At 74.2% G+C, this 26,304-nt stretch carries 25 protein-coding genes; 20 read left to right on the forward strand and 5 right to left on the reverse strand.

From position 1 onward, the window contains the following. Positions 1-358 precede the first annotated feature (358 nt). The 6 genes from M8C11_RS27505 (at position 359) to M8C11_RS27530 (ending at position 7,630) form a co-directional block, all read left to right on the forward strand. Entirely contained in the window at positions 359-1,078 is a 720-nt protein-coding gene (locus tag M8C11_RS27505) for a TIGR03936 family radical SAM-associated protein (protein WP_374669253.1), read from the forward strand. Between the two features lie 130 nt (positions 1,079-1,208). Then, positions 1,209-4,697, forward strand: coding sequence for an Rne/Rng family ribonuclease (locus tag M8C11_RS27510; RefSeq protein ID WP_252454256.1), 3,489 nt, complete (start codon positions 1,209-1,211; stop codon positions 4,695-4,697). 301 nt (positions 4,698-4,998) lie between these two features. Further along, the gene (rplU, locus tag M8C11_RS27515) at positions 4,999-5,313 is read left to right on the forward strand and encodes a 50S ribosomal protein L21 (protein ID WP_018787289.1); all 315 of its coding nucleotides are present in this window, start codon (positions 4,999-5,001) and stop codon (positions 5,311-5,313) included. 11 nt (positions 5,314-5,324) lie between these two features. Further along, positions 5,325-5,579, forward strand: coding sequence for a 50S ribosomal protein L27 (gene rpmA / locus M8C11_RS27520; protein WP_013288010.1), 255 nt, complete (start codon positions 5,325-5,327; stop codon positions 5,577-5,579). 90 nt (positions 5,580-5,669) lie between these two features. Continuing rightward, a complete protein-coding gene (gene obgE / locus M8C11_RS27525) occupies positions 5,670-7,121 on the forward strand; it encodes a GTPase ObgE (protein ID WP_120568481.1) in 1,452 nt (483 codons plus the stop codon). Between the two features lie 59 nt (positions 7,122-7,180). Next, entirely contained in the window at positions 7,181-7,630 is a 450-nt protein-coding gene (locus M8C11_RS27530; protein WP_120568482.1) for a GNAT family N-acetyltransferase, read from the forward strand. Between the two features lie 27 nt (positions 7,631-7,657). Here the strand turns inward: M8C11_RS27530 and M8C11_RS27535 are convergent, their stop codons facing one another. Both M8C11_RS27535 and M8C11_RS27540 read right to left on the reverse strand, forming a co-directional pair. Continuing rightward, a complete protein-coding gene (locus M8C11_RS27535; protein WP_252454258.1) occupies positions 7,658-8,317 on the reverse strand; it encodes a DUF6766 family protein in 660 nt (219 codons plus the stop codon). A gap of 85 nt (positions 8,318-8,402) precedes the next feature. Continuing rightward, positions 8,403-8,867, reverse strand: coding sequence for a DUF4383 domain-containing protein (locus tag M8C11_RS27540; RefSeq protein ID WP_181726627.1), 465 nt, complete (start codon positions 8,865-8,867; stop codon positions 8,403-8,405). A 265-nt stretch (positions 8,868-9,132) separates the two neighbouring features. Here M8C11_RS27540 and M8C11_RS27545 point away from each other — a divergent pair, with 265 nt between their 5' ends. From M8C11_RS27545 to M8C11_RS27555, 3 genes are read left to right on the forward strand one after another with little or no spacing between them, the layout of a single operon-like run. Beyond that, positions 9,133-9,858 carry a hypothetical protein gene (locus M8C11_RS27545; RefSeq protein WP_233585458.1) on the forward strand — a complete coding sequence of 242 codons (726 nt, stop codon included), beginning with the start codon at positions 9,133-9,135 and terminating at the stop codon, positions 9,856-9,858. Between the two features lie 31 nt (positions 9,859-9,889). Continuing rightward, complete coding sequence (locus M8C11_RS27550; protein WP_252454260.1) at positions 9,890-10,342, forward strand: phage holin family protein; 453 nt, start codon at positions 9,890-9,892, stop codon at positions 10,340-10,342. Continuing rightward, a complete protein-coding gene (locus M8C11_RS27555; RefSeq protein WP_120568485.1) occupies positions 10,339-10,989 on the forward strand; it encodes a DUF3618 domain-containing protein in 651 nt (216 codons plus the stop codon). The genes M8C11_RS27550 and M8C11_RS27555 overlap by 4 nt, the downstream gene beginning before the upstream one ends. 73 nt (positions 10,990-11,062) lie before the next feature. On the opposite strand, the gene M8C11_RS27560 is transcribed toward M8C11_RS27555, so the two are convergent. Continuing rightward, a complete protein-coding gene (locus M8C11_RS27560; protein WP_252454262.1) occupies positions 11,063-12,157 on the reverse strand; it encodes a glycosyltransferase family 2 protein in 1,095 nt (364 codons plus the stop codon). A gap of 120 nt (positions 12,158-12,277) precedes the next feature. Here M8C11_RS27560 and M8C11_RS27565 point away from each other — a divergent pair, with 120 nt between their 5' ends. After that, the gene (locus M8C11_RS27565; protein WP_252454264.1) at positions 12,278-12,916 is read left to right on the forward strand and encodes a cyclase; all 639 of its coding nucleotides are present in this window, start codon (positions 12,278-12,280) and stop codon (positions 12,914-12,916) included. Continuing rightward, a complete protein-coding gene (locus tag M8C11_RS27570) occupies positions 12,913-14,091 on the forward strand; it encodes a zinc-dependent alcohol dehydrogenase (RefSeq protein WP_069087988.1) in 1,179 nt (392 codons plus the stop codon). The genes M8C11_RS27565 and M8C11_RS27570 overlap by 4 nt, the downstream gene beginning before the upstream one ends. 22 nt (positions 14,092-14,113) lie before the next feature. On the opposite strand, the gene M8C11_RS27575 is transcribed toward M8C11_RS27570, so the two are convergent. After that, the gene (locus M8C11_RS27575; RefSeq protein ID WP_252454266.1) at positions 14,114-15,397 is read right to left on the reverse strand and encodes a cytochrome P450; all 1,284 of its coding nucleotides are present in this window, start codon (positions 15,395-15,397) and stop codon (positions 14,114-14,116) included. A 238-nt stretch (positions 15,398-15,635) separates the two neighbouring features. Here M8C11_RS27575 and M8C11_RS27580 point away from each other — a divergent pair, with 238 nt between their 5' ends. Next, positions 15,636-16,022 (forward strand): hypothetical protein, encoded by a 387-nt coding sequence (locus M8C11_RS27580; protein ID WP_252454267.1) that lies wholly within the window; start codon positions 15,636-15,638, stop codon positions 16,020-16,022. A gap of 7 nt (positions 16,023-16,029) precedes the next feature. Here the strand turns inward: M8C11_RS27580 and M8C11_RS27585 are convergent, their stop codons facing one another. Beyond that, positions 16,030-16,248 (reverse strand): DUF397 domain-containing protein, encoded by a 219-nt coding sequence (locus M8C11_RS27585; protein ID WP_013287999.1) that lies wholly within the window; start codon positions 16,246-16,248, stop codon positions 16,030-16,032. Positions 16,249-16,314: 66 nt separating this feature from the next. Here M8C11_RS27585 and pepN point away from each other — a divergent pair, with 66 nt between their 5' ends. The 8 genes from pepN (at position 16,315) to M8C11_RS27625 (ending at position 26,227) form a co-directional block, all read left to right on the forward strand. Continuing rightward, positions 16,315-18,831, forward strand: a complete 2,517-nt coding sequence (pepN, locus tag M8C11_RS27590; RefSeq protein WP_252454268.1) for an aminopeptidase N — start codon at positions 16,315-16,317, stop codon at positions 18,829-18,831. Positions 18,832-18,914: 83 nt separating this feature from the next. Next, on the forward strand, positions 18,915-19,511 hold the full coding sequence (nadD, locus tag M8C11_RS27595) for a nicotinate-nucleotide adenylyltransferase (protein WP_013475510.1): 597 nt from the start codon (positions 18,915-18,917) through the stop codon (positions 19,509-19,511). Positions 19,512-19,621: 110 nt separating this feature from the next. Beyond that, the gene (gene rsfS, locus M8C11_RS27600) at positions 19,622-20,026 is read left to right on the forward strand and encodes a ribosome silencing factor (protein WP_013287996.1); all 405 of its coding nucleotides are present in this window, start codon (positions 19,622-19,624) and stop codon (positions 20,024-20,026) included. Continuing rightward, a complete protein-coding gene (locus M8C11_RS27605; protein ID WP_252454269.1) occupies positions 20,023-20,652 on the forward strand; it encodes a histidine phosphatase family protein in 630 nt (209 codons plus the stop codon). The genes rsfS and M8C11_RS27605 overlap by 4 nt, the downstream gene beginning before the upstream one ends. Positions 20,653-20,700: 48 nt before the next feature. After that, positions 20,701-21,555: a DegV family protein gene (locus M8C11_RS27610; protein ID WP_252454270.1), complete on the forward strand. Its 855-nt coding sequence runs from the start codon at positions 20,701-20,703 to the stop codon at positions 21,553-21,555. A 9-nt stretch (positions 21,556-21,564) separates the two neighbouring features. Further along, positions 21,565-22,341: an SDR family NAD(P)-dependent oxidoreductase gene (locus M8C11_RS27615; RefSeq protein WP_252454271.1), complete on the forward strand. Its 777-nt coding sequence runs from the start codon at positions 21,565-21,567 to the stop codon at positions 22,339-22,341. A gap of 461 nt (positions 22,342-22,802) precedes the next feature. After that, positions 22,803-23,648 carry a helix-hairpin-helix domain-containing protein gene (locus M8C11_RS27620; RefSeq protein WP_374669255.1) on the forward strand — a complete coding sequence of 282 codons (846 nt, stop codon included), beginning with the start codon at positions 22,803-22,805 and terminating at the stop codon, positions 23,646-23,648. Between the two features lie 227 nt (positions 23,649-23,875). Then, complete coding sequence (locus M8C11_RS27625; protein ID WP_252454272.1) at positions 23,876-26,227, forward strand: ComEC/Rec2 family competence protein; 2,352 nt, start codon at positions 23,876-23,878, stop codon at positions 26,225-26,227. The last annotated feature ends 77 nt before the right edge of the window (positions 26,228-26,304 follow it).

Consider the following 26,304-nt stretch of genomic DNA (forward strand, 5'->3'; position numbering starts at 1 on the left):
CGCCCACCCCGTTGATCATGAAGTTGACGGCGTTGTCGATCTCCAATTGCACCGCCAACTTCATGATCGTCCGGCAGTCCAGCAGTCCGGCCGGCTGTGCTCGGTGATCAAGGGGTTTGTGGGCTTAGGTGCGGCGGATCTGGACGTCAAGTCCTTGATCACGGGGCGGGGAGTCACGCCGGTGCCGGGAAGGGCTGGGGTTTGGGTGGGTTTGGGGTGGGTGGGGTGGCCCCGGGTGTGGGGCGTGGTGGGCGCTGCGTCAGGATGAGACCGATACGCAGGCACAGCCGAGGAGCTCACGATCGCCAGAAAGCCTCAACCCGAGGGCGGCCAGGCCCCCGTCGTCCAGCGGATCCGTATCCGGTACGCCAAGCGTGGGCCGCTGCGGTTCACCTCGCACCGGGACTTCGCCCGGGCCTTCGAGCGCGCGCTGCGCCGGGCGGGCGTACCGATCGCCTTCTCCCAGGGGTTCACTCCGCACCCGAAGATCTCGTACGCCTCGGCCGCGCCGACGGGTGTGGCGAGCGAGGCCGAGTACCTGGAGATCGGGCTCCGTGAGCCGGTCGACCCGGCGCGGCTGCGTGAGTCGCTCGACGCCGCGCTCTCGCCCGGGCTCGACGTGCTCGAGGCGGTGGAGGCCGCCGGCGGCAGCCTGGCGGACCGGATCGAGGCGTCGTACTGGCGGATCGAGCTGCCCGAGGTCGATCCGAAGGTGCTCGCGGAGGCGGTGGCCGCCTTCACCGCCGCCGAGGAGATCCAGGTCGAGCGGATGACCAAGCAGGGGCGGCGTACGTTCGACGCCCGAGCGGCAGTGGTATCGATCGATGCCATGGCTCCGGCTGAGACGCCTTCCGGGGCGGCGGCCGTACCGTGTGCGATACTCGAACTGGTCGTGCGGCAGGTCACCCCGTCCGTTCGGCCCGATGACGTCCTGTCCGGCCTCCGCGCGGTGGCCGCCTTGGAGCCGCCGGTCACCCCGAAGGTGATCCGGCTGGCGCAGGGCACGCTGACCGCGCAGGGCGAGATCGTCGATCCGTTGGACGCGGATCGCGACGGGGCACCCATCGGAGAGCGCTGACCGTCGGTCAACGCTCTGGCAGGCAGACTTCGGCGGTCGCGCGTTTGCGTGCCCGGCGGAAACACCTTTGCGGCAACCCTGCGTGGCAGCGCTCACCCGCGCCCGGGGCGGCCAGAACTGGAGAACGTCCATGCTCGAGAACGAGCCCGAGGGCGGCGAACGGACCGGCGCAGAGCCGGCCGGGACGACCGCCGACAGCGCCGCCACCGCCTCCGGCAGCGCTGACACAACCGCCTCCGCCCGCACGGAGGGTGCCTCCTCCGGCAGCGCCGACGGCGCCACCGCGGAAGGTGTCGCCACCGGGGAAGCTGGCGCCACCGTGGAAGGCGGCACCACCGCGGAAGGTGTCGCCGAGACCAAGCCGCCGGCCCGTAAGCGGGCCAGCCGCCGCAAGGCCGCTCCGCTGAACCAGCCGGAGCAGACCGACGCGCCGGTCGAGGCGTCCACGACGGTGACCGGCAGCGGCGAGTCGCCGCAGGCCGAGGTGCTCGCGCCGGTGGCCGGCGAGTTGGACACCGCGCCGAAGACCACCCGGCGGCGTCGTAAGGCGACGCCGGCGAAGGCGGTCGAGGAGCCGGTGGCCGCGGCCGGGGTGGAGGCCGCCTCGGAGGAGGTCGTGCCGCCGGTCAAGGTGACCCGGACCCGTCGCCGCAAGGCCACGCCGCCGGCCGCCGAGACGGTCGCGCCGGACGAGACCGCCGCAGGGCAGGCCCCCGCGGACGGGGTGATCGACGGGCCGGTCTCCGCGCCCGGGGGCGACCTGATCGCCGAGGGACGCGCCGACATCGACGGCGGCGGGACCACCACGGGCGAGACCACCACGGGCGGAGCCGCCACCGGGGAGACCGCCGGTGCCGCCGCCGGGACCTCCGGGCAGACCCCCACCGGCGAGCGCACCGCCGGCCGGCGCACCGCCAGGGGCAACCGGACCGCCGCCGGCGACCAGACCGCCGCCGGCGACCAGACCGCTACCGGCGACCAGACCGCTACCGGAGACAAGGCCGCCACCAGCGAAAACAAGGCCACGCGCGGCGGCAAGGTGAGCACGGGCGGCGTGGCGGTCACCGGCGGCATCGGTGAGACCACCGGCGAGGACGTCGAGGACGAGGACGCCGAAGCCGAGAGCGTTGCGGACGCGAGCGCCGCGGCTGCGCGTACCGAAGAGATCAACCTGGCCCGCAGCGGCGGCCCGGCGGACGCGACGGGCGTGGTGTCGACGGGCGCCGCAGTGCCGCGCGCGGCCGAGGAGCCGGCCGAGACGCCGCCGGCCACCGGCCGCCGGCGTCGTGCCGCGCTCTCCGCGCCGACGGTCCTGTTCATGGCGCCGCAGCCCGACGAGGCGCCGGCCGTCCAGGTGACGTACCCGGCGGCGGAGGAGCCGATCGAGGAAGCCGTCGAGACCGGCCGGCGCCGCCGTCGCGGTCGCCGTGAGGTCGAGCCGGTCGAGGCCGAGGTCGAGCCGGAGGTCGCCGAGGAGGAGCCGGCAGCCGAGGCCGAGGAGGCAGCCGAGGCGGACGAGGACGACGAGACGGCCGCGGGCCGGCGTCGCCGCCGCCGGGGCCGCCGGGGTCGTGGCCGGGGCAAGGGCGGCGCGGACGACGTCGACGACGAGGACATCGACGAGTCCGGCGCGGCCGAGACCGCCGAGGGCGAGGCCGAGGAGTCCGCGGAGGACGAGGAGGCCGAGGGCGAGGGGATGACCCGCCGCCGTCGCCGTCGTCGCCGCCGGGGCGCCGGGGAGGCGGACACCGCCGCCGAGGACGGCGTGCCGACCGTCGTCAAGATCCGTGAGCCGCGCAAGCCGGTCGACGAGGTGCAGGGTGTCTCCGGCTCGACCCGGCTGGAGGCCAAGCGGCAGCGCCGCCGGGACGGCCGCGAGCAGCGGCGTACGCGGCCGCCGATCCTGAGCGAGTCGGAGTTCCTGGCCCGTCGCGAGGCGGTGGACCGGGTGATGGTGGTCCGCCAGCGCGGCGACCGCACCCAGATCGCCGTGCTCGAGGACGGCGTGCTCGTGGAGCACTACGTCACGCGGAACTCGTCCGGCACCATGGCCGGCAACGTCTACCTGGGCAAGGTCCAGAACGTCCTGCCGAGCATGGAGGCGGCCTTCGTCGACATCGGGCGCGGGCGCAACGCGGTCCTGTACGCCGGCGAGGTCAACTGGGACGCCACCGGCCTGGAGGGCCGGGCCCGCTCGATCGAGCAGGCGCTGCGCTCCGGCGACTCGGTGCTGGTGCAGGTGACCAAGGATCCGATCGGGCACAAGGGCGCGCGGCTGACCAGCCACATCGCGCTCTCCGGCCGGCACCTGGTCTACGTGCCGAACGGCAACGCCTCCGGGATCAGCCGCAAGCTGCCCGACACCGAGCGCAAGCGCCTGCGGGACGTGCTGAAGAAGCTGGTGCCGGACGGCGCCGGGGTGATCGTCCGGACCGCGGCCGAGGGTGCCAGCGAGGACGAGTTGGCGCGCGACGTCAAGCGGCTCCAGGCGCAGTGGGAGGACATCCAGGCCAAGTCGACCGAGGGCGGCGCCCCGGTGCTGCTCTACGAGGAGCCGGACCTGGTCATCCGCGTGGTCCGGGATCTCTTCAACGAGGACTTCCGCGAGCTGGTCATCGAGGGCGAGTCCGCGTACGGCGAGGTCGAGTCGTACCTGTCGCACGTGTCCCCGGACCTGGTGGCGCGGCTGCGCCGGCACGCCGGGGTGGCGGACGTGTTCGCCGAGTACCGGATCGACGAGCAGATCCTCAAGGGGCTGGACCGGAAGGTCTTCCTCCCCTCGGGCGGCTCGCTGGTGATCGACCGCACCGAGGCGATGACGGTCATCGACGTCAACACCGGCAAGTACACCGGCTCCGGGGGCAACCTGGAGGAGACGGTCACCCGCAACAACCTGGAGGCGGCCGAGGAGATCGTGCGCCAGCTCCGGCTGCGCGACCTCGGCGGCATCGTGGTGATCGACTTCATCGACATGGTGCTGGAGTCGAACCGGGAGCTGGTGCTGCGCCGGCTCACCGAGTGTCTCGGCCGGGACCGGACGAAGCACCAGGTCACCGAGATCACCTCGCTCGGCCTGGTGCAGATGACCCGCAAGCGCATCGGCGCGGGCCTGCTGGAGGCGTTCAGCGAGACCTGCGAGTGCTGCAAGGGCCGGGGCGTGATCATCCACACCGAGCCGGTGCCGGAGAAGCCGCGCGGCGGGGCGGGGGAGAAGGTCAAGGCGGTCGCCTCGGCGGTCGCCGCGCCGGCCGAGGAGAAGGGCCGCCGCCGGGGCCGCAAGGCTGCCGCGGAGAAGCCCGCGGTGGAGGCCGCGCCGGAGCAGCCGGCCGCGCAGGCCGCCGCCGAGCCGCCGGCCGCACCGGTCGCGCCGGAGCGGACCGTCGCCGAGGTAGTCGAGAACGACGACGACTACTACGACACCCAGGGCTACGACCTGTCCCGGTTCGAGACGGACACGCCGGCCGCCCCGGCGGTCGCGGACAGCCAGGAGGGCGACTCGGCCCGGCTGGCCGCCGCCGACGACCCGGACGCTATCGGTGACGGGGACAGCGACGACGACAGCGGCGCTCCGCGCCGGCGGGCGCGTCGTGGTGGCGCCCGGCGGCGTACCCGGCCGTAAGGCTTTACGCGCTGACCCGCGCGAACAGGGCCCCCGATCCGCCGGGAGAAGGCGGGGCGGGGGCCCTGTCGTGCCCGCCGGGCCGGGCGGAGAAGCGCCGACCGGCAGCCCGGTTTGGGAGGCGGCCCGGGTATGGCGTAGGCTTGCCTGCGGCGCACTTTGGTGTGCCGAGTTCCCGCGTGCCCGCGCCGCCGGTGTCACGGCTCCCGGCGAGACGCCGTGGGAACGACCGTCGACGGTGTGACAGCCGGCAACGGTGCAATAGACGCCAGCAGCCTCAACGACAGGGAGTCCGCCTCCGATGTACGCGATCGTCAAGACCGGCGGCAAGCAGTACAAGGTCGCCGAGGGCGACGTGATCGAGGTCGAGAAGCTCGCCGGTGCCCCCGGCGACGCGGTGAAGCTCACCGCGGTGCTCCTCGTCGACGGTGACGACCTGGTGACCGACGCGGCGAAGCTCGCCAAGGTCGCGGTGTCCGGCGAGATCGCCGCGCACACCAAGGGCCCGAAGATCCGGATCCACAAGTTCAAGAACAAGACCGGCTACCACAAGCGCCAGGGTCACCGCCAGCCGCTGACCCAGGTCAAGGTGACCGGCATCTCCAGCGGGAAGTAGGTCGTCCTCCAATGGCTCACAAAAAGGGTGCGTCCAGCTCGCGTAACGGCCGTGACTCCGCGGCCCAGCGACTCGGCGTGAAGCGCTTCGGTGGTCAGGTCGTCAGCGCGGGTGAGATCCTCATCCGTCAGCGTGGCACCAAGTTCCACCCCGGTGACCTGGTCGGCCGTGGCGGCGACGACACGCTGTTCGCGCTGGCCGCCGGTTCGGTGCAGTTCGGCACCAAGCGCGGTCGCAAGACCGTCAGCATCGTGCCGCAGCAGTAGTTTTCTGGCGAAGCGGGCCGCGGACCTCTGAGTCCCGGCCCGCTTCGCCTTTTCACGCGCGGGGCGGACCCCGCTGGAAGGATTGGCGTCGTGACGACGTTCGTTGACCGGGTCGTCCTGCACATGCAGGCCGGCGACGGCGGGCACGGCTGTGTCTCGATCCACCGGGAGAAGTTCAAGCCGTTCGGCGGGCCGGACGGCGGCAACGGCGGCCACGGCGGCAGCGTGTCCCTGGTGGTCGACGCGCAGGTCACCACGCTGCTCGACTTCCACTTCCGGCCGCACCTGAAGGCCGAGAACGGCAAGGGCGGTGCCGGCTCGAACCGGGACGGCGCCAACGGCCGTGACCTGGTCATCAAGGTGCCGAACGGCACCGTGGTGCAGAGCCTCGACGGTGAGGTGCTGGCCGACCTGGTCGGCGTCGGCACCACGTTCGAGGCGGCCCGGGGCGGCCGGGGCGGGCGCGGCAACGCCTCGCTGGCGAACGCCCGCCGCAAGGCGCCGGGCTTCGCGGAGCTGGGTGAGCCCGGCGACCGGCTCGACGTGGTGCTGGAGCTCAAGAGCGTCGCCGACGTGGGCCTGGTCGGCTTCCCGTCGGCCGGCAAGTCGTCGCTGATCTCGGTGATCTCCGCGGCCAAGCCGAAGATCGCCGACTACCCGTTCACCACGCTGGTGCCGAACCTGGGCGTGGTCCGGGTGGACAACCACACCTTCACCGTCGCCGACGTGCCGGGCCTGATCCCGGGTGCGGCCAGCGGCAAGGGCCTCGGCCTGGAGTTCCTCCGCCACGTCGAGCGCTGCGCCGTGCTGGTGCACGTGATCGACACCGCGACGCTGGAGCCCGGCCGCGACCCGCTCGCCGACATCGACGCCATCGAGTCGGAGCTGTCCCAGTACGGCGGCCTGACCGACCGGCCCCGGCTGGTCGCGCTCAACAAGGTCGACGTGCCGGACGGCAAGGACCTGGCCGACATCGTCCGCCCCGACCTGGAGGCCCGCGGCCTGCGCGTCTTCGACATCTCGACGGCCACCCGCGAGGGTCTGCGCGAGCTGACGTACGCGATGGCGGAGCTGGTCGACCAGGGCCGCCGCGCCGCCCCGCCGGCCGAGCCGACCCGGATCGTGATCCGCCCGAAGGCGGTCGACGACGCCGGCTTCACCATCGAGGCCGAGCCGGACGGCTCGTACACGGTGCGCGGCAGCCGGCCGGAGCGCTGGGTCAAGCAGACCAACTTCGACAACGACGAGGCAGTGGGCTACCTGGCCGACCGGCTGGCCCGCCTCGGCGTCGAGGAGAAGCTCGCCAAGGCCGGCGCGCAGGCGGGTGACCTGGTGCGCATCGGCGACCGGGAGTTCGACTGGCAGCCGACGCTCTACGCCGGCGTCGACTTCGTGCCCGGCAACCGGGGCACCGACGTGCGGCTGGAGGAGAAGTCGAACCGTCCGTCGGCGTCGGACCGACTGGCGGCCCGCAAGGCCCGCCGGGTCCGGCCGGAGGACGAGGTCGAGGCCGCGCCGGCGGCAGAAGCGGACGCCGAGTAGCCGTTTCCGGGTCGGTGGCGGGAAACCTGCGCGAAATCCGGCCGATCTAGCGTACGGGCATGTTGATCGAGTCCCGTCCCGCCACCGATCCGGAGATCGCCGCGCTCGTCGTCGCCCAGCAGCGTGAGTTGCGCGACGCGGACGGCGGGCTGGACGGGCAGGTCACTGTCGTGCACACCGACATCCGCTACCTGGCCGTCGTGATCGGCGGCCGGGCGGTCGGCTGCGGCGGGCTCCAGGCGCTCGACGCGGACACCGGCGAGTTGAAGCGGATGTACGTGCGGCCGGCGTACCGGGGCCGGGGCATCGCCCGGCAGTTGCTCGTGGCGCTGGAGGAGCTGGCGTTCCGGCAGGGGCACCGCACGGTGTGCCTGGAGACCGGCACCTACCTGCCGGCCGCGATCGGGCTCTACCGCTCCAGCGGGTACGAGCCGATCCCGGTCTACGGCGAGTATGTGGACAACCCGTACAGCGTCTGCTTCGCCAAGCGGCTTCCGGTGGCGGCCTGATCGGCAGCCGGATCGGGGGCCGGACGTTCAGGCGCTGGTCTGCGCGTGCGGCGCGGTGACCGGCTTGGACTCCGGGCTGGCGTGCTGGCGCAGCACGATGCTGAGCAGGATCAGCACGCCCACGGCGAGGAACTCGCTCTGCCAGTTCTGCATGGACTGGAACCAGAAGTCGCTGGTGCCGAGGAACTGCCACGCGCTGATCGGGGCGGCGCCGCTCTCCAGCGCCTGCTCCTGGTTGTAGGCGGCCACGCCGCCGAACAGGTGCCCCAGGAACGCGCCCCCGAAGATCATCAGGAGCGCGATGGCGAGGCTGTTCCGGTAGACCACCAGCGGCAGCCCGCCGACGCGCACCGGCCACGGCGAGTCGGGGCCGGCGTGGTCGCGGTTGTCCTCCGGCCGGTCCGTCTGGTCCTCCGGCTTCGACTCGGCCGAGCCCTTCTGCACCAGGTACGCGGTGAGCAGCACGTAGCCGCCCATCTGGAGGAACTCCGACTCCCAGTTCTCGAACACCGCCTCGGCGAAGTGCCCGGTGCCGAGGTAGGCCCACCAGCTCAGCGGCTCGGCGCCGTACTGGCTCAGCTCCTCGTTGTGCACCTGCCAGCCGAAGACGCTCTGCAGCAGCAGGAAGACCAGGAACGCGCCGAGCATGGCTATCGAGAGCATGTTGTCGCGCAACCACCGTGGCATCGCCGGACCTCCTCGACCCGTTCGCGGTTGCCCTCCTGCCCGGCGCCGGGCCGGGGCAAACGCCCACTCGGCGTGTCGCGCCTGGTCAGGGGCGGTCGAAGGGTGCCTCCACCCGGCTGCCGGTGCCGAGGTTGTTGTTGAGCAGCAGGCCGGCGGCGAGCATGCCGAAGCCGAGGGCCAGGTGCAGCCAGTTGTCGGCGTCGTTCACCGGCACGAAGTTCACCGCGGTGTCCCGGTCGATGGCGAAGCCGTACAGCCACAGCACCAGGTAGAGCGCGCCGCCGCCGGCGAGGAACACCCGCGCACCGCCCAGCCGCCGGGCCATCAGCAGACCGACCAGCCCGAACGACAGGTGCAGCAGGTTGTGCAGCACCGACACCTGGAACACCCCGAGCAGTTTCGCCTCGGAGTGGTGCCCGGCGAACGTCATGTCGCCGTAGTGGGTGGTGATGCCGGGCACGAAACCGAGCACGCCGATCAGCGCGAAGAGGGCTGCCGCCGCGAGCGCGACCTTCTGCACCGCAGGCCGGGCGGACGCGTGTTCGCGCAGGTCACGTGCCATCCCTGTCACCCCCGTGGGACTCGCCGCCGCCCCGGGCGGGCAGGCATTCCATTGTCTGACCGGGGCGGGCCGCTCCGGCAGAGAAATCAGGAAACAGGCATGGACCCGTCGACCTGGGGTAGGGCGATTGTCACGCGGAAACAATCCGCGTACCCCCCGAAGACACCCGCTGGAACACACGAGCGGAAGGGACACCATGACTCAGGATCTTTCTCCCAGTTCGGCCACGTACCAGTCGACGAACGGTGGCGGCGTGCGTGACCAGGCCCGCCAGGTCGGCTCCGACGCCGCAAGCGCGGGCGGCGCGGTCGCGCAGACCGCCAAGGAGCAGGGCCGGGAGGTGGTGGGCGAGGCCAAGCGGCAGGCCCGCGACCTCTACGGCGAGGCCCGCGGTCAGGTCACCGCGCAGGCCGGTCAGCAGCAGCAGCGCGCCGCCAGCGGACTGCGGTCGCTGGCCGACGAGATGCGCACCATGGCGCAGCAGGGCGGCGGCTCCGGGCCGGTGACCGAGCTGGCCCACCAGGCGGCCGAGCGCGTGCAGGGCGTGGCCGGCTGGCTGGAGCAGCGCGAGCCGGGCGACCTGCTCAACGAGGTGAAGAGCTACGCCCGCCGCAACCCGGGCACGTTCCTCGTCGGCGCGGCGCTGCTCGGCGTGGTCGCCGGGCGGCTCACCCGCAACATCACCGCGCTCGGCGACGACAGCACGGCGCGGCCGGCGTACGACCCGGACCGCACCGCCGTCATCCCGACCGCGCGCGAGGTGCCGGACCAGGTGCCGCCGGGCGGCTACCTCGACCCGACGCCGGGCAGCTACGCCGAGCCGGACCCGGGCTACTCCGCGCCGGGTGCGACCTACCCGACCGGCGGTGCCCCGAACACCTGGGCCGACCCGGCGGGTGGCACCGGCCAGCCGCTGCCGCCGCCGGAGCGCACCGACCCGCTGCCGGGTGTCCCGTCGACCGGCGCTCCCCGCCCGTGACCGGCCGCACCGGCAGAAGGGAGGCGACGGCATGACCGTACCCACGCAGGACCCCGGCTATCAGGCGGCGGGCGCCCCGCCCCACGCCGACGAGGTGCGCAGCACCTCGATCGGCGACCTGATGCGCCAGGTCACCACGGACCTGTCGACGCTGATGCGCCAGGAGGTCGAGCTGGCCAAGGCCGAGATCCGCCAGGAGGGCAAGAAGGCGGGCAAGGCCGCCGGCCTGTTCGGCGGCGCCGGCTTCGGCGGCTACATGGTGGCGCTCTTCGTCTCGATCGCGATCTGGCAGTTCCTCGACAACGTCATGGACTCCGGGCTGGCCGCGCTGATCGTGGCCGTCATCTGGGCCGCGGTCGCCGCGGTCCTGTACTCGATGGGCAAGAAGAACGCCGAGCGGATCCGCGGCCTGAAGCAGACCAACGACAGCGTGCAGCGCATCCCCGACGCGCTCAAGCCGCACCCGGAGGGAGTCACCCGATGAGCACCGATCCCGAGCAGATCCGCCGCGAGATCGAAGCCACCCGCAACAACCTCAGCTCGGACGTGGACGCCCTGGCGTACAAGGTCAGCCCGAGCCGCATCGTCGACGACCGCAAGCAGCGCGTCCGCAGCGCGCTGACGAACGTGAAGGACAAGGTGATGGGAACCGCATCGGACCTCGGCCACAGCACCGGCCACGCCGCCCACTCGGTGGGCGACCACGCCTCCTCGATGGCCTCCACGGTGGGCGACAAGGCGCAGTCCGCCGCCGCCACGGTGAGCGACGCCGCCCACCGGGCGCCGCAGGTGGTGCGGCAGAAGTCCGAGGGCAACCCGATCGCCGCCGGCGTGATCGCCTTCGGCGTCGGCATGCTGGTCTCCTCGCTGATCCCGGCCACCCGCCGCGAGCAGCAGGTCGCCGCGCAGGTCAAGGAGAAGGCCGCCGAGCACGGCGGCGTCGTCAAGGAGAAGCTGGGCGAGGTCGCCACCGAGCTGAAGGAGGAGCTGCGCGAGCCGGCGCAGCACGCCGCCGAGTCGGTGAAGGCCACCGCGCAGGACGCCGCGCACACGGTCAAGGACGACGGCCGTGCCGCCGCCCAGGACGTCCGGCACAGCGCCGAGCAGGCGCGCGACGAGGTGCGGTCCTGACGGTCCGCTCCCGCGTCCGGGAAGGGCCCGTCCGATCGACGATCGGACGGGCCCTTTCCGTGCCGGTGACCGTTCAGCGGGCCGCCCGCTCGGCGTGCAGCGGTGGGGGTGCCGCGCCGGTCTCCACCCACAGCACCAGATCGTCGGGGCGGCGCCGGGTCATCCGCCGGCGCAGGAGGCGGGTGGGGTTGGCCGCCGTCCGCAACCGGGCGCCCGCGTAGGGCACCCCGCCGCGCAGCCGCCGGCCCACCGCCAGCCAGGCGCACAGGCCGCGTTCCAGCACCCACGCGGGCGCGGCCAGGCTCGTGTGCGCCGGGAAGACCCGGGTGCCGCCGGCCCGTCGCCGGCCCAGCTCCGCCACTGCCACGGTCGCCAGTCCGGCACGCAACAGCAGCCCGGGCCGGCGGGTGGCGAGCGCGACCGCCGTCGCCGGCAGCACCGCCAGCGCCGCCAGCAGCCACACCGGCCGGGCCGTCTCGTCGTACGCCTGGCGGACGCGCTGCCCGAGGAAGTGCGCGCCGGTCGGCGGCAGCCGCCGCACGTACAGCCACGCCGGGGTGGCGGTGCTGCCGCCGTACGCGCGCACGGTCCGGACCAGCTCCAGGTTCTCGAAGAGCACGTCGGGGTCGTAGCCGCCCATGGCCAGGAACGTGCTCCGCCGCACCGCGAGCGTGCCCGGCCAGTCGCCGCCGAACACGCGGGCCAGCAGCGTCCGGCCGGTGTCCCACCAGGCGTGCCAGGGCAGCGGGTCGAAGTGGTTCTGCGGCCGGACCAGGTCCACCCCGTCCAGCATCTGGTGCACGGCGCACAGGGCCGCCCGGTCGTACCGGACGTCGTCGTCGGCGATCACCACGTGCTCGTGCCGGGCCAGCGCGACGCCGGTGAGCACGCCGAGCACCTTGCCGTTGCGCCCGCGCAGCGCCGGATCCGGCGGTACGTGCCGCACCAGAGCGTGCCAGGCGGCGGCGTGCCGGGCGAACAGCTCCGGCGCCGATCCGTCGACCACCACCACGTCGACCCAGCGGCTCAGCTCGCGCAGGTACCCGGTCAGCTCGTCCAGGCCGCCGTCGTCGTGGGCGCGCAACGGCAGGACGTACGCCATCGGCAGCCGGACCGGCGCGGACGCGGCGCCCTCGTCGCGCGGCTGCGCGGCGGTCGGTCGGGTCACGTCGCCTCCTTCGGGTCGGGTGACGCGACTTGCCCGGAATGCGGCTGCTGAAACCGTTTCGGGCGCGCTGCGCCGGGTAGCGCACCCGGATACGGACGGTCCGAGTCGGGAGGAGACGTGATGCCCAGCAACGCGACGAGATGGGCGCTGGCCGGCGCCGCCGCGGTGACCGCGCTCGGGGTCACCCGGACGGTGGCCCGGCGGCGGCACCGGCACCAGCCCGACCGGGAGGACGGCTGGTACGTGGTGCGCCGCGGGATCACCGTGAACCGGCCGATGGACGAGGTCATCGGCTTCTGGACCGACCGGGAACGGCTCGACCGGGGCCTGGCCGAGTGGGCGACGCTGGAGCAGTTCGACGCGAACCGGTGGCGCTGCGTGGCGGCCGACCCGGCCGGCGGCGGCACCGAGTGGCGGGCCGAGATCACCGTCGACGGCCCGGGCCGGTTGAGCTGGCGGGTCACCGACGGGCCGGTGGCCCAGCGCGGCCGGGTCGAGCTGGCCGCCGCCCCGCAGGACCGGGGCACCGAGATCCGGGCCGAGCTGCGGTGGCGGTCCGGCCCGATCCGGCGGGCGGTCGGCCTCGTCGGCGGCAGCGACCCGGACCTGGGTCTGCGCACCACGCTGCGCCGGATCAAGTCGCTGATCGAGACCGGGCAGGTGCTCGACACCCGGCACGACCCGTCCGGGCGCAGCCCGCGGCAGGAACGGGCGACGGACAAGGTACGCGAGAAGCTGATGGCGGGAGGACGACCGTGAGGGCGTTGTGCTGGGAGGGCGTCGGCAAACTGGCCGTGCGGGACGTGCCGGAGCCGACGATCAGGTCCGGCGGCGACATCATCGTCAAGGTGCGCGCGAGCAGCGTCTGCGGCTCCGACCTGCACCTGATCAACGGCTACCTGCCGGCGATGCGCGAGGGTGACATCCTCGGCCACGAGTTCATGGGCGAGGTGGTCGAGACCGGCCCGGACGTGCGGCGTATCTCCGTCGGCGACCGGGTGGTGGTCGGGTCGGTGGTGGCCTGCGGCTCGTGCTGGTACTGCCGCACCGAGCAGTTCTCGCTGTGCGACAACTCCAACCCGCAGCCGGTCTTCACCGAGAAGCTGTGGGGCCACTCGCCCGCGGGCATCCTCGGCTACTCGCACGCGGCCGGCGGCTACTCGGGCAGCCACGCCGAGTACATCCGGGTGCCGTTCGGCGACGTCGGCGCGTTCACCGTGCCGGACGGGGTGCCGGACGACTCGGTCGTGTTCGCCTCCGACGCCATGCCGACCGGCTGGATGGCCGCCGACTTCTGCAACCTCAAGGGCGGCGAGGTGGTGGCGGTCTGGGGCGCCGGCGGTGTCGGCCAGATGGCGGCCCGGTCCGCGCAGATCCTCGGCGCCGAGCGGGTCGTGGTCATCGACCGGCTGCCGGAGCGGCTCGCCACCGCTTCGCAGCGTCTCGGCGTGGAGACCATCAACTACGCCGAGACCGACGTGCTGGAGGCGCTGCGCGAGATGACCGCCGGGCGCGGCCCGGACGCCTGCATCGAGGCCGTCGGCATGGAGTCGCACGACGTCGGCCCGGCGTACGCGTACGACAAGGCCAAGCAGACGGTACGCGCGCAGACCGACCGCCCCACCTCGGTCCGGCAGGCGATCATGGCGGCTCGCAAGGGCGGCACGGTGAGCATCGTCGGCGTGTACGGCGGCCTGGTGGACAAGTTCCCGCTCGGCGCGGCCATGAACAAGGCCCTGGTGCTGCGGATGGGGCAGATGCACGCCCAGCGCTACATCCCGATGCTGCTGGACCGGGTCGCGGCCGGCGAGATCGACCCGGGCTACCTGGCCACCCACCCGATGTCGCTGGAGCAGGGCGCCCGGGGCTACGAGATCTTCGAGAAGAAGGAGGACGGCTGCCTGCGTACGGTGCTGCACCCGCAGGCCGCCTGACCGTCCAGCGGGGTGCGCCCGTTCAGTGCGGCGGGCGCACCCCGCCGGCCGGGCGGACTCCGTCGAGCGGGCGTACCCCGTCGAGCACCAGCCCGCCGGGCGGCAACGCCGGCATGGCGCCGAGGTCGAGCGCCAGGTCCTGCGGCGGTACGCGGTAGGTCATCGCGCCGGTCAGGTTCGTCACCGCCCGCTTCATCAGCTCGATCGTGATCCACTCACCGGCGCAGCGGTGGCCGGTGTAGTGGTCGCCGCCGCCCTGCGGGACCAGGCCGAACGGGTCGTCCCGCCACCCGGCGAAGCGCTCCGGGCGGAACCGTTCCGGCTCGGGCCACACGTCGGGGTGGTGGTTCGTGCCGTACAGGTCGAGCAGCACGCGCCGGCCCTGCGGGAACGAGTACCCCCGCCACTGGAACGAGCGGCGTACCCGGGCCGCGGCGACCGGGAAGAACGGGTAGTAGCGGCGTACCTCCTGCACGAACTGCTCGGTCGCGGCGTCGTCGCCGGGTAGCCGGTCCCGCCAGTGCGGGTGGTCGTGCAGCGCCAGCGCGGCGAAGACCACGTACCGGTCCACGGCGACGGTGGGGCGCAGCACGTTCAGCAGCTCCACGGCGGCGATCCGGCGCGGCAGCGGCAGGCCCCGTTCGTCCCGGTGCCCGGCCACGACCGCCAGCGCGCTGCCCTCCGGGGCGGGCACCGCGCCCGCGCGTACCCGCTCGATCAGCTCGCCGGCCCAGCGTTGCGCGTGCCGGCGGCCGAGCCGTCCGCGCCAGTGCCGGGGGCCCAGCGCGGCCGGCGCCTCGATCATCGCGTGCATCTCGGCGGTGCGGCGCGGCACGTCGGCCTCGGCCAGCGGCACGCCGGCCCAGGCCCAGACCGTACGGGTCAGGATCTCTCCCACCTCGTCGTAGAGCACCACCGGGCCGCCCTCGGCCCAGTCGGGGATCCGGGCCCGCCACTGCTCGTCGAAGATCTCCCCGAGGCGGCGGATCGCGGCCGGCGTCATGATCGACATGAACATCGCCTTGCGGACCAGGTGGGCCTGCCCGTCGAGGCCCTGCACGCCGCCGACGCCGGTGAGCGTGCGCTGTCCGCGCATCGGCATGGCGCCGCGCCGGGCGAACCGCTCCTCGTCGTAGAACAGCTCGGCGGCCTCCCGGCCGCGCAGGCAGATCGTCGGCTCCAGCAGCAGCCGGGTCTGGAAGACGTCGGTGCCGAGGCGGTCGCAGCGGTCGCCGACGAAGCGGTAGCCCTCCCGCAGGAACGCAATCGTGCTGTCCGGGCTCCGGTCGCTCGGCATGGTGCTCATCTGGGCTGCTCCTGACGCGGTTCGGCGACCCTGCCTACCTACCCTGGCCGACGCGGCCGAACCCTCCATTCCAGCAGCTCCGGCCCTTCGGGGGAGGGGCCGGCCGCGCCGGCGGGCGCTGGCCCCTCCCCGGGCGCGGAAAAGCTGGTTGGCTCGGGTTCGCGGGCCGGCGGCGACCGGTCCGCCACCCGCCGGCGCGACGTCCGGCGGGCGTCACCGGCGACGGGGGAGGGCACGGATGCGTGACGACAGGGCGGCACGACGGCACTTCGAGGCGTCGGCCCGGCTGCGCGGCGACGGCCGCGACGGGCCGCTGATCGGCGCGCCCCGGCGCTCCGCACCCCGCCCGCCGCGCCACTTCACCGTGCACCTGGGCTTCGCCGCCGCCGATCCCGCCGTCGCGCGGGAGCACGCCGTGGCGTACGCCGAAGCGCTCGGCCTGCTCCGCCCGGAGCTGGCGCTCGGGGCGGCGGCGCTGTCCCCGGCGGACGCCTGGCACCGCGCCGAGCGGCTGTTCTGCGAGGCCGTCGGGCCCGACGGCGAGCGCTGCGCCGACGTGGCCGGTCACCCCGGCTTCCACCACGCGCCCGGTCCGGGCGGCCTCGGCTGGGGCGACGGTGACTGAGGCGCGCTCAGTCCAGGTCGAACTCGCCGTCCTGGGCGCCCGCGACGAACGCGTCCCACTCGGCCTGCGTGAAGACCAGCACCGGCCCGTCCGGCTCGGCGGAGTTGCGCATGCCGATCAGGTCGTCGACGAATGCCACTTCGACCGCTCCCTCGGAGGTGTCGCCCTCTGCCCGCTGCCAAACCGCCCGGGAGAGGTCGAAATCGCCCTTGGGGTGCTGACCCATCGCTGCTCCTCCATCGCCATGCGTAACGAGAAGGCCCGAGCGGACCTCATCGGGCAGGATAAGCGGATGCCGAGCCTCACCCGTGCAGAGGCGACCGCGCGCCGCGCGTCGATCGCTGTCGAGTCCTACGATGTGGACCTCGACCTGACCGGCGACGCCGAGCGGTTCCGCTCCGCCGTCACCATCCGGTTCCGGGCCACCCCCGGCGCCGAGACCTTCGTCGACGTCAAGCCGCGCCGACTCCTCGCCGCCCGCCTCAACGACCGCGACCTCGACCCGGCCCTGCTGGCCGGCGACCGGCTCCCGCTGACCGGCCTGGCCGCGACCAACACGCTCACCGTCGAGGCCGAGATGGCCTACTCCAACACCGGCGAAGGCCTGCACCGCTTCGTCGACCCGGCCGACGGCGAGACGTACCTCTACGCGATGTCCTTCCTGGACGACGGGCCGCGCATCTTCGCCGCGTTCGACCAGCCCGACCTGAAGGCACCGGTGACGCTGACCGTCACCGCGCCGCCGCAGTGGACTGTCGCCGCCAACGGGCCGCTCGCCGACCGGCCCGCGCCCGGGCGCTGGGAGTTCGCCCCCACCGAGCCGCTGGCCACGTACTTCGTCTCGCTGATCGCCGGCCCCTGGCACGTGCTGCGCGCCGAGCACGACGGCATCCCGCTCGGCCTCTACTGCCGGCGTTCGCTCGCGGCCCACCTGGACGCCGACGCCGACGAGATCTTCACCGTCACCCGGCAGTGCCTCGACCGCTTCCACCAGCTCTTCGCCGAGCGCTACCCGTTCGGCAAGTACGACCAGGCGTTCGTGCCCGAGTTCAACGCCGGCGCGATGGAGAACCCGGGCCTGGTCACGATCCGCGACGACTACGTCTTCCGCTCCGCCGTCACCGACACCCAGCGGGAGCTGCGCGCCACCACCATCGCCCACGAGATGGCGCACATGTGGTTCGGTGACCTGGTCACCATGAGCTGGTGGGACGACCTCTGGCTCAACGAGTCGTTCGCCGAATACCTCGGCACCCGGGTCACCGCCGAGGCGACCCGGTTCGACCGGGCGTGGACCACGTTCGCGAGCCGTCGCAAGGCGTGGGGCTACACCGCCGACCAGCGCCCCTCCACCCATCCCGTGGCACCGGAGGAGGTCGCCGACGCCGCGCAGGCGCTGCTGAACTTCGACGGCATCTCGTACGCCAAGGGTGCCAGCGTGCTGCGCCAGCTCGTCGCCTGGCTCGGCGACGAGGCGTTCCTGGCCGGGCTGAACGCGCACTTCGCCGCGCACCGGTTCGGCAACGCGACGCTCGCCGACCTGCTGGCCGCCCTGGGCGCGGCGAGCGGTCGCGACCTGGACGGCTGGGCGGAACGCTGGCTGCGCCGTGCGCAGGTGAACACGCTGCGGGTCGACACCGCTGTGGACGCCGACGGCCGGTGGACCGACGTGGCGATCGTGCAGACCGCCCCGGCGAGCCACCCGGTGCTGCGGCCGCACCGCATCGGCGTGGCCCACCACACCGCCGACGGCCCGGCGTACCGGTTCGAGGTCGACCTCGACCCGGACGCCGACGGCGGCCGTACGCCCCTGCCCGAGCTGGTCGGGCGGCCCGCCACCGGGCTCGTGCTGCCGAACGCCGGTGACCTGACGTTCGCGAAGATCCGGCTCGATCCGGCCTCGGCGGACGCGGTGCCGCTGCTGCTTCCCGCGATCGACGATTCGCTGGCCCGGGCGCTGCTCTGGGCCGAGACGCTGGACGCGGTCACCGACGGGGAACGGCCGGCCGGCGCGCTCGCCGAGCTGATCGGGGCTGCGCTTCCGGCCGAGACCGAGGTGACGATCGTCGAGGACGTGCTGCTGCTCAGCCGCCGGCTGATCGACCGTTACCTCGATCCGCTCGCCCGTGACGCGGCGCTGCTGCGGGTGGCGAACGCCTGCGCGGCGCTGCTCGACTCGGCGTCCGCGGGCGGCTCGTTGCAGCTCGCCGCCGCGCGCGGTCTGATCGGCGCCACCACCGACACCGCGATGCTGACCGGCTGGCTGGCCGGGGAGGGCGTTCCGCCGGGGCTGGCGATCGACGCCGACCTGCGCTGGGCGGTGCTGCGCCGGCTCGTGGTGCTCGGCGCGGCCGGGACGCCGGAGATCGACGCCGAGACCGACGCCGACCGCAGCGCCACCGGCGCCGAGCAGGCCGCCGCGTGCCGGGCCGCGCTGCCCGACGCCGACGCGAAGCGCGCCGCCTGGGAGATCGTCACCCGCAGCACCGAGCTGTCCAACCGCCTGGTCGAGGCGACCGCAGAGGGCTTCTGGCAGCCCGAGCAGGCCGAGCTGACCGCCGGCTACGTGGAGCGCTACTTCGCCGACATGCCGGCGGCGGCGCGTCTGCGTACCGCGTGGGTGGCCGACGCGGTCACTATCGCCGCGTACCCCCGCTACGCCGTGGCGCAGACCACCCGGGAGACGGCCGCGGCGCTGCTGGCCCGCGACGACCTGACGCCCGGCCTGCGGCGGTGGGTGACCGACCTGGACGACGACATGCGCCGGGCGCTCGTGGCCCGGACGGCGGTGGCCGCCGCGTCGGCCTGACCGAAGCCACGCCGGGCGGGCTCATCCGCCCGGCGTGGCCGACCCCGCCCGGGCCCGTGCGGGGCGCGGCCTACGATCGCTGGGTGGAGGAAGACATCCGGCGGGTCGGCATCATGGGCGGCACGTTCGACCCGATCCACCACGGGCACCTGGTGGCGGCGAGCGAGGTGGCCGACCGGTTCGGTCTGGACGAGGTCGTGTTCGTGCCGACCGGGCAACCGTGGCAGAAGGCGGAGGAAGCGGTCACCCCGGCCGAGGACCGCTACCTCATGACGGTGATCGCCACCGCCTCCAACCCGCGTTTCCAGGTGAGCCGGGTCGACATCGACCGGGGCGGTCCCACCTACACCGTCGACACGCTGCGCGACCTGCACGCCGAGTACGGCCCGAAGGCGCAGCTGTTCTTCATCACCGGGGCGGACGCCCTGGAGCGCATCCTCTCCTGGAAGGACCTGGACGAGGCGCTCGAACTGGCCCACTTCATCGGCGTGACCCGGCCCGGTTTCGAACTCACCGACAAGCACCTCCCGGCCGACTCGGTGAGCCTGGTGCAGGTGCCCGCGATGGCCATCTCCTCGACCGACTGCCGCGCGCGCGTCGCCCGCGGGGAGCCGGTGTGGTACCTGGTGCCCGACGGTGTGGTGCAGTACATCGCGAAACGGCGCCTCTACCAGCGGTGATTCGCCCCCGTACGTCCCGGTTCATGCCTGAAATCGACCAGAACTGACAAGTCGGCGCACCGCCGGGTGTGAGAGGCTTGGAGGGTCGCACGGTTGATCGAAGGAGAACGGTGACAGTTTCCGAACGCGCGCACGAGCTGGCGATGGCCGCCGCCCAGGCCGCGGCCGACAAGAAGGCACAGGACATCGTCATCATCGACGTGGGCGACCAGCTCGCGATCACCGACGCGTTCCTGCTGGCCGCCGCTCCGAACGAGCGTCAGGTGCTCGCCATCGTCGACGCCATCGAGGAGCGCCTGCTGGAGCTGCCGGAGAAGGCCAAGCCGGTGCGCCGCGAGGGCGAGCGGGGCGGCCGCTGGGTGCTGCTCGACTACGTCGACATCGTGGTCCACGTCCAGCACACCGAGGAGCGCGAGTTCTACGCGCTCGACCGGCTCTGGAAGGACTGCCCGCAGATCCCGTTCACCGATCGCGACCTGGCCGACTCGGCCGCCGGCACCGCCACCGCCGAATGACCCGCCTGATCGTCTGGCGGCACGGCAACACCGACTGGAACGCCGCGAGCCGGGTCCAGGGCCAGACCGACGTGCCGCTCAACGACCTCGGCCGGGAGCAGGCCCGCGCCGCCGCGCCGGTGCTGGCCGCGCTGCGCCCGGACGCGATCGTCGCCAGCGACCTGCGCCGGGCCGCCGACACCGCCGCCGCGCTCGCGGCGCTGACCGGGCTGCCGGTACGCTCCGACGCCCGGCTGCGCGAACGGCACTTCGGCACCTGGCAGGGCCTCACCCTCACCGAGGTGGCCGAGCGCTACCCCGACGAGTACGCCCGCTGGCGGGCCGGCGACCCCGACCCCGGCGCCGGCATCGAGCCCCTGGGTGACCTGGGCGCCCGGCTCGGCGCCGGGTTCCAGGACGCGGCCGACCTGGCCACCGGCGGCACCGTCGTGGTGACCACCCACGGCGGCGGCGCCCGGCAGGGCGTCGGCCACCTGCTCGGCTGGGACCACACGGTGCTGCGCAGCCTCGGTTCGCTGGCCAACTGCCACTGGACCGAACTGCGCCACGACGACGTCCGGGGCTGGCACCTGCGCGCGCACAACGTCGGCCTGATCACCCAGCCGGCGCTCACCGACGCGGTCTGACACCTCCGGCCCCGGCACGTCACAGCGCCATCGGCTAGCGTGCCGGTCATGCCCGTCGCGGTCGTCACCGACTCCACCGCCTACCTGCCGCCCGACCTGGTCCGCGCACGCGGGCTCACAGTCGTCCCGCTCACAGTCGTCCTCAACGGCGCGGAAGGGCTGGAGGGCGTCGAGACCTCCCCGGCCGACGCCACCCGCGCGCTGAGCGGCCGGCGGGTCTCGGTGAGCACGTCCCGGCCCGCGCCGGAACAGTTCGCGCAGGTCTACCGCGCGCTGCTCGCCGAGGGCGCCGACGGGGTCGTGTCGGTGCACCTGTCCGCCGAGCTGTCCGGCACCGTCGAGGCCGCCCGGCTGGCCGCCGCCGAGGTCGGCGACGACCGGGTGACAGTGGTCGACAGCCGATCCACCGGCATGGGCCTCGGCTTCCCGGCGCTCGCCGCCGCCGCGGCCGCCGCCGGGGGTGCCGACCTGACCGGGGTACGCGACGCGGCGCTGGACGCGGTCGCCCGTACCACCATCTACTTCTACGTCGACACGCTGGAGTTCCTGCGCCGGGGCGGCCGGATCAACGCGGCCGAGGCACTGCTCGGCACCGCCCTCTCGGTCAAGCCGATCATGCACATGCCGGACGGCGCGATCGTGGTGAAGGACAAGGTCCGTACCGCCAGCCGGGGCGTGGCACGCCTGATCGACCTGGCAGTCGAGGCAGCGGACGACGCCCCTGTGGACCTCGCCGTGCACCACCTCGCCGCGCCGCAACGGGCCGAGCAACTGCTGGCGGCGCTGACCGAGCGGCTGGGCGACCGCCTGCACGACACGTACGTCACCGAGGCCGGAGCGGTGGTCGCCGCGCACGCCGGACCCGGCCTGGCATGCGTGGTGGTGCACCGCCGCACGCCCTAGGGTGGCCGGATGAGCCCACTGTCGTACGTCGTCACCGGCGGCGGGCGCGGAGTCGGACGGGCCATCGTCGAACGGCTGGCCGCCGACGGCGGAACCGTGGTCGTGGTCGAGCGGGACACCAGCGCGCTAGACTGGCTGGCCCGGCATCCGCTGGCCGACCGGCTGCACGCCGTGACCGGCGACGCCGGCGACGAGGCGGTCACCGGCCGGGCCGCCGACCGCGCCGAGGCGTACGCGCCGCTGGCCGGCTGGGTCAACAACGCCGCCGTCTTCCGCGACGCCGACCTGCACCGCGCGCCCGCGGCTGAGGTCGTCGACCTGATCGCGCTCAACCTGCGGCCCGCCGTCGCGGGAGCCGGCACCGCCGTACGCCGGTTCCTGGCCGCCGGGTCCGGCGGCGCGATCGTCAACGTCTCCTCCCACCAGGCCCGCCGGGCGGTGCCCGGCGCGCTGCCGTACGCCACCGCGAAGGCCGCGTTGGAGGGGCTGACCCGGGCGCTCGCCGTCGACTACGGTCCGCGCGGCATCCGCGCCAACGCCGTCGCGCTCGGCTCGATCCACACCGAACGGCACGCCGCCTACCTGGCCGGACTCGACCCGGCCGGGGTGGCGCACGTCGACGCGGAGATGGCCAGGCTGCACCCGCTCGGCCGGATCGGGCGTACCGACGAGGTGGCCGAGGTGGTCGCGTTCCTGCTCTCCGACCGCGCCTCGTTCGTCAACGGCGCGACGGTGCCGGTGGACGGGGGACGGGCCGCGCTCGGCCTGGACCCGGAGGCGCGCTGAGCTTCGCCTCCCGGCTGCCCTAGCACAATCAGGGTTTGATCGGGTTGCTGTCCACAGTGCTCCCGTCGTCCACAGGTGAGAGTTCACCGGCCGACGGTTGACGAGCCGTCGCCGTAGCGTCCCGAGCCGTGCCAGACGACGAGGAGACGACGGTACGGCGGCGGCTCGCCCGGCTGTTCGGGGGCGCTGATGCGGCAGGTGCCGCCCCGCCGGCTCTTGTCGGCCGTCCGCGCCGGCCCATCGGCGCGATGATGCCGGAGGCGCTGTCTCCGCCCGAGCCCCGGCGGTCCTTCGAGCCGGGTCTCGAACCTGGGTCAGGTGGGACCGGGCTGGATTCCGCCTCTGGGCGCGGCCCTGGTGCGTTCGGGCCGGACTCCAAGGATCCGTCCGGCTCTGCGCGCGGGTCCGGTGGGGCCGGTCTGGGATCCAGGGCTCGGCCTGGTTCGGGATCCGGCGGTGGGCTGGGCCCGGAGGATCGGCCCGGATCCGGTTCCGGGCGTGTGACAGGTGAGGGCGAGCCGGGCTACGGGCTGCGACCAGCTCTCCCGGAGCCTGACGGCGTGTGGGAGCAGCCATTCGGCGATCCCGCGTCCGTTGCGACGGACGCCGAGATTGACCCTCCGTCGGCGTCTGTGCGAGGTCTGGTGTCCCGGCTGCCCGGCCCAGGGGCGTTCGACCCCGGCCGCCGGGGTGTGCGGGCGCTCGCGGCGGTGGCGGCAGTGGTGGTCGTGATGGCCGCCGTCTGGGCGTGGCGCTCACGTCCCAGCGCCGAGCCCGTCCAGCCGGTAGCGGCGTCCGCCGAGGCGCCGGTGAGCGCGGCGACCGAAGCTGTCCCCGGCGTGCCCGCGCCGGCCGGCTCACCCGGTCAGGTGGTCGTCGCGCTGGCCGGCAAGGTCCGGCGTCCCGGCCTCGTCCGCCTCCCGGCCGGCGCGCGGGTGGCCGACGCGATCGAGGCGGCCGGCGGCGCGCTGCCCGGTGTCGACGTGGCGCTGCTCAACCCGGCTCGCAAGGTCACCGACGGGGAGCTGATCCTGGTCGGCGTCACCGCCCCGCCGGGGCAGGCCGGACCCGCCGCAGCGGGCGGCGGTGCGCCGGGCGGCTCGGCGGCGCCCGCCGGCCCGGTCAACCTCAACACGGCGACGCTGGCCCAGCTCGACGCGCTGCCTGGCGTCGGGCCGGTCCTCGCCCAGCGGATCCTCGACCACCGGGACCGCAACGGCGGGTTCCGGTCCGTGTCCGACCTGCGCCAGGTCGACGGCATCGGCGACGCCCGGTACGAGCAGCTCAAGGAACTGGTGACGGTGTGAGCCGGCGACGCGGGCCGCGCCCGGCCCTGGATCGCCCTGGCATCGCCGGTAGGAGCGCCGCAGGGCGAGCCGGTGCTCACGAGACCGGGCCGGCCGGCGCTGCGGCGGGGGGTGAGCGTGGTCGGGGCGTTCCCGTGGCCTCCGGGACGCTGTCCGGCGCTGTGGCGGGCGGTGAGCTCGGCCGAGGGTTTCCCGCGCCCCTCGATGGCGACGCGGCCGACCGCGACGTGCCCGATCTTCGGCTGGCCGGGTTGGCGGTTGCGGCCTGGCTCGCCGCGCTGGCCGGGCTGCACCTCACGGTCCGGGTGACGGTGTGGATGGCCGCCGTCGCCGCCGCGCTCGCCCTGGTCACGGGCCTACACCTGTGCGGCGTGCTGGGCCGGCCGGGTGCAACGGTCCGCCGCTACGGCTGGATCGCGGTCGCCGTGCTGCTCGGCGTGCTCTGCGGCGCGGCCGCCACCGGCGCCCGGGTCGCGGTCCGCGACGCCGCCCCGGTCCGCGCGCTCGTCACCGACCGTGCCCCGGTCACCGCCGAGCTGGTGCTCCGCGACGACCCCCGTCCGGTACGCGGTGCGCCCGGCCGCCCACCGATGCTGCTGGTCCGCGTGGATCTGATCCGGCTCACCGGACCCGACGGCGCTCGCGTCACCGGTCCCGTCCGCGCGCTGGTGCTCGCCACCGACCCGGCCTGGCGTCCACTGCTGCCCGGGCAGCGGGTCACCAGCCGGGGACGGCTGTCCGCCCCGCGTGGCGGCGACCTCACCGCCGCCGTGCTCTCCACCGCCGACCCGCCCACGCTGCGCGGCGACGCGTCGTGGCCGCAACGGGCGGCAGGCGTGCTGCGCGCCGGGCTGCAACGGGCCTGCGAGCCGCTGCCCGACGCGCCGGGCGGGCTGCTGCCAGGGCTCGTGGTGGGCGACACCCGCCGGCTGCTTCCGGAGGTGGAGGAGGACTTCCGGGCCACCGGGATGACGCACCTCAACGCGGTGTCCGGCTCCAACGTGGCGATCGTCGTCGGGGCGGTGCTGCTGCTGGCCCGCTGGGCGCGCGCCGGTCCGCGTACCGCCGCCACGCTCTGCGTACTCGCGCTCGTCGGGTTCGTCATCCTCGTCCGGCCTTCGCCGAGCGTGGTGCGCGCCGCGGCGATGGGCGCGATCGGGCTCGCCGCGCTCGCCGCCGGGCGGTCCCGATCGGCGCTGCCCGCGCTCGCCGCGGCGGTCACCGGGCTGGTCCTGTTCGACCCGGACCTCGCGGGCGATCCGGGTTTCGCGTTGTCGGTGTGTGCCACCGGCGGACTGCTGCTGCTCGCGCCGGGATGGCGGGACGCGCTGCGGCGGCGGGGCGTACCGAGCGGGCTGGCCGAGGCGCTGGCGGTGCCGGCCGCAGCACAACTCGCCTGCGGCCCGGTGATCGCCGGACTGTCCGCCACTGTCAGCCTGGTGGCCGTGCCGGCGAACCTGCTGGCGGTGCCGGCCGTCGCGCCGGCCACTGTGCTCGGCGTGCTGGCGGCGGTGCTGTCGCCGGTGTGGCCGGGCGGCGCGGAGTTCCTGGCCTGGCTGGCGAGTTGGCCGGCGCGCTGGCTGGTGGCGGTGGCCGCGTACGGGGCGGACCTGCCGGCCGGGAACCTGCCGTGGGCGGGCGGGGTGGCCGGCGCCCTGCTGCTGGCGGCGGTGAGCGTGGCGCTGCTGCTCGCCTTCCGCCGACGCCGGGCGCGCCGGCTGATCGCTGTCGTCGCGGTGGCGGTGGTGCTTGGCGCGGTGCCGGTCCGGCTGCTCGCCTCCGGCTGGCCGCCGCGCGGCTGGGTGGTGGTGGCGTGCGCGGTGGGGCAGGGGGACGCGGTGGTGCTGCCGGTCGGCGCCGGCCGGGCCGTGGTGGTCGACGCCGGCCCGGAGCCGTCCGGCGTGGACGCCTGCCTGCGCCGCCTCCGCGTACGCGACGTGCCGCTACTGGTGGTCAGCCACTTCCACGTCGACCACGTCGGCGGCGTGGCCGGGGTGTTCCGCGGCCGTCGGGTGGGTGCGGTGGTGGGTCCGTCCTGGTCCGAGCCGCCCTACGGCGCAGCCCAGGTACGGGATGCGGCCCGCCGGGCCGGTGCGCCGGTCGCTTCGGTGCAGGCGGGGTGGCGGTGGCGGGCGGGCGCGGTGGACCTGGTCGCCGTCGGGCCGCCGTACCCGCTGCGGGGAAGCCGGTCCGATCCGAACAACAACTCGCTGGTGCTGGCCGCCACCGTGGGCGGGGTACGGATCCTGCTCACCGGGGACGCCGAGACGGAGGAACAGCGGGCGATGCTGGAGACGACGCCGGCCGCCCAGATCCGGGCCGACGTGCTGAAGGTGGCCCACCACGGGTCGGCGTACCAGGCGCCGGAGTTCCTCGCCGCGGTGCGCCCGGCGGTGGCGCTGGTGTGCGTGGGGGTCGACAACGACTACGGGCACCCCAACGCCGGGCTGCTGGACCGGCTGACCCGGGGCGGCGCGCGGGTGCTGCGTACCGACACCGACGGGGACGTGGCGGCGGTCCGGGCGGGTGCCGGTCTCGCGGTGGTGAAACGCGGGGCCGAGTCGGGGCCGCCTCGATAACCGGGGGATCTTGTCGCAGTAGATGGGGGATCAAGGCAAATGTCTGGATTTGCGCTGTGTGCGGGCTGCGCCGTCAC

Source organism: Micromonospora sp. CPM1 (assembly GCF_023896895.1).
Classification (GTDB): domain Bacteria; phylum Actinomycetota; class Actinomycetes; order Mycobacteriales; family Micromonosporaceae; genus Micromonospora; species Micromonospora tulbaghiae.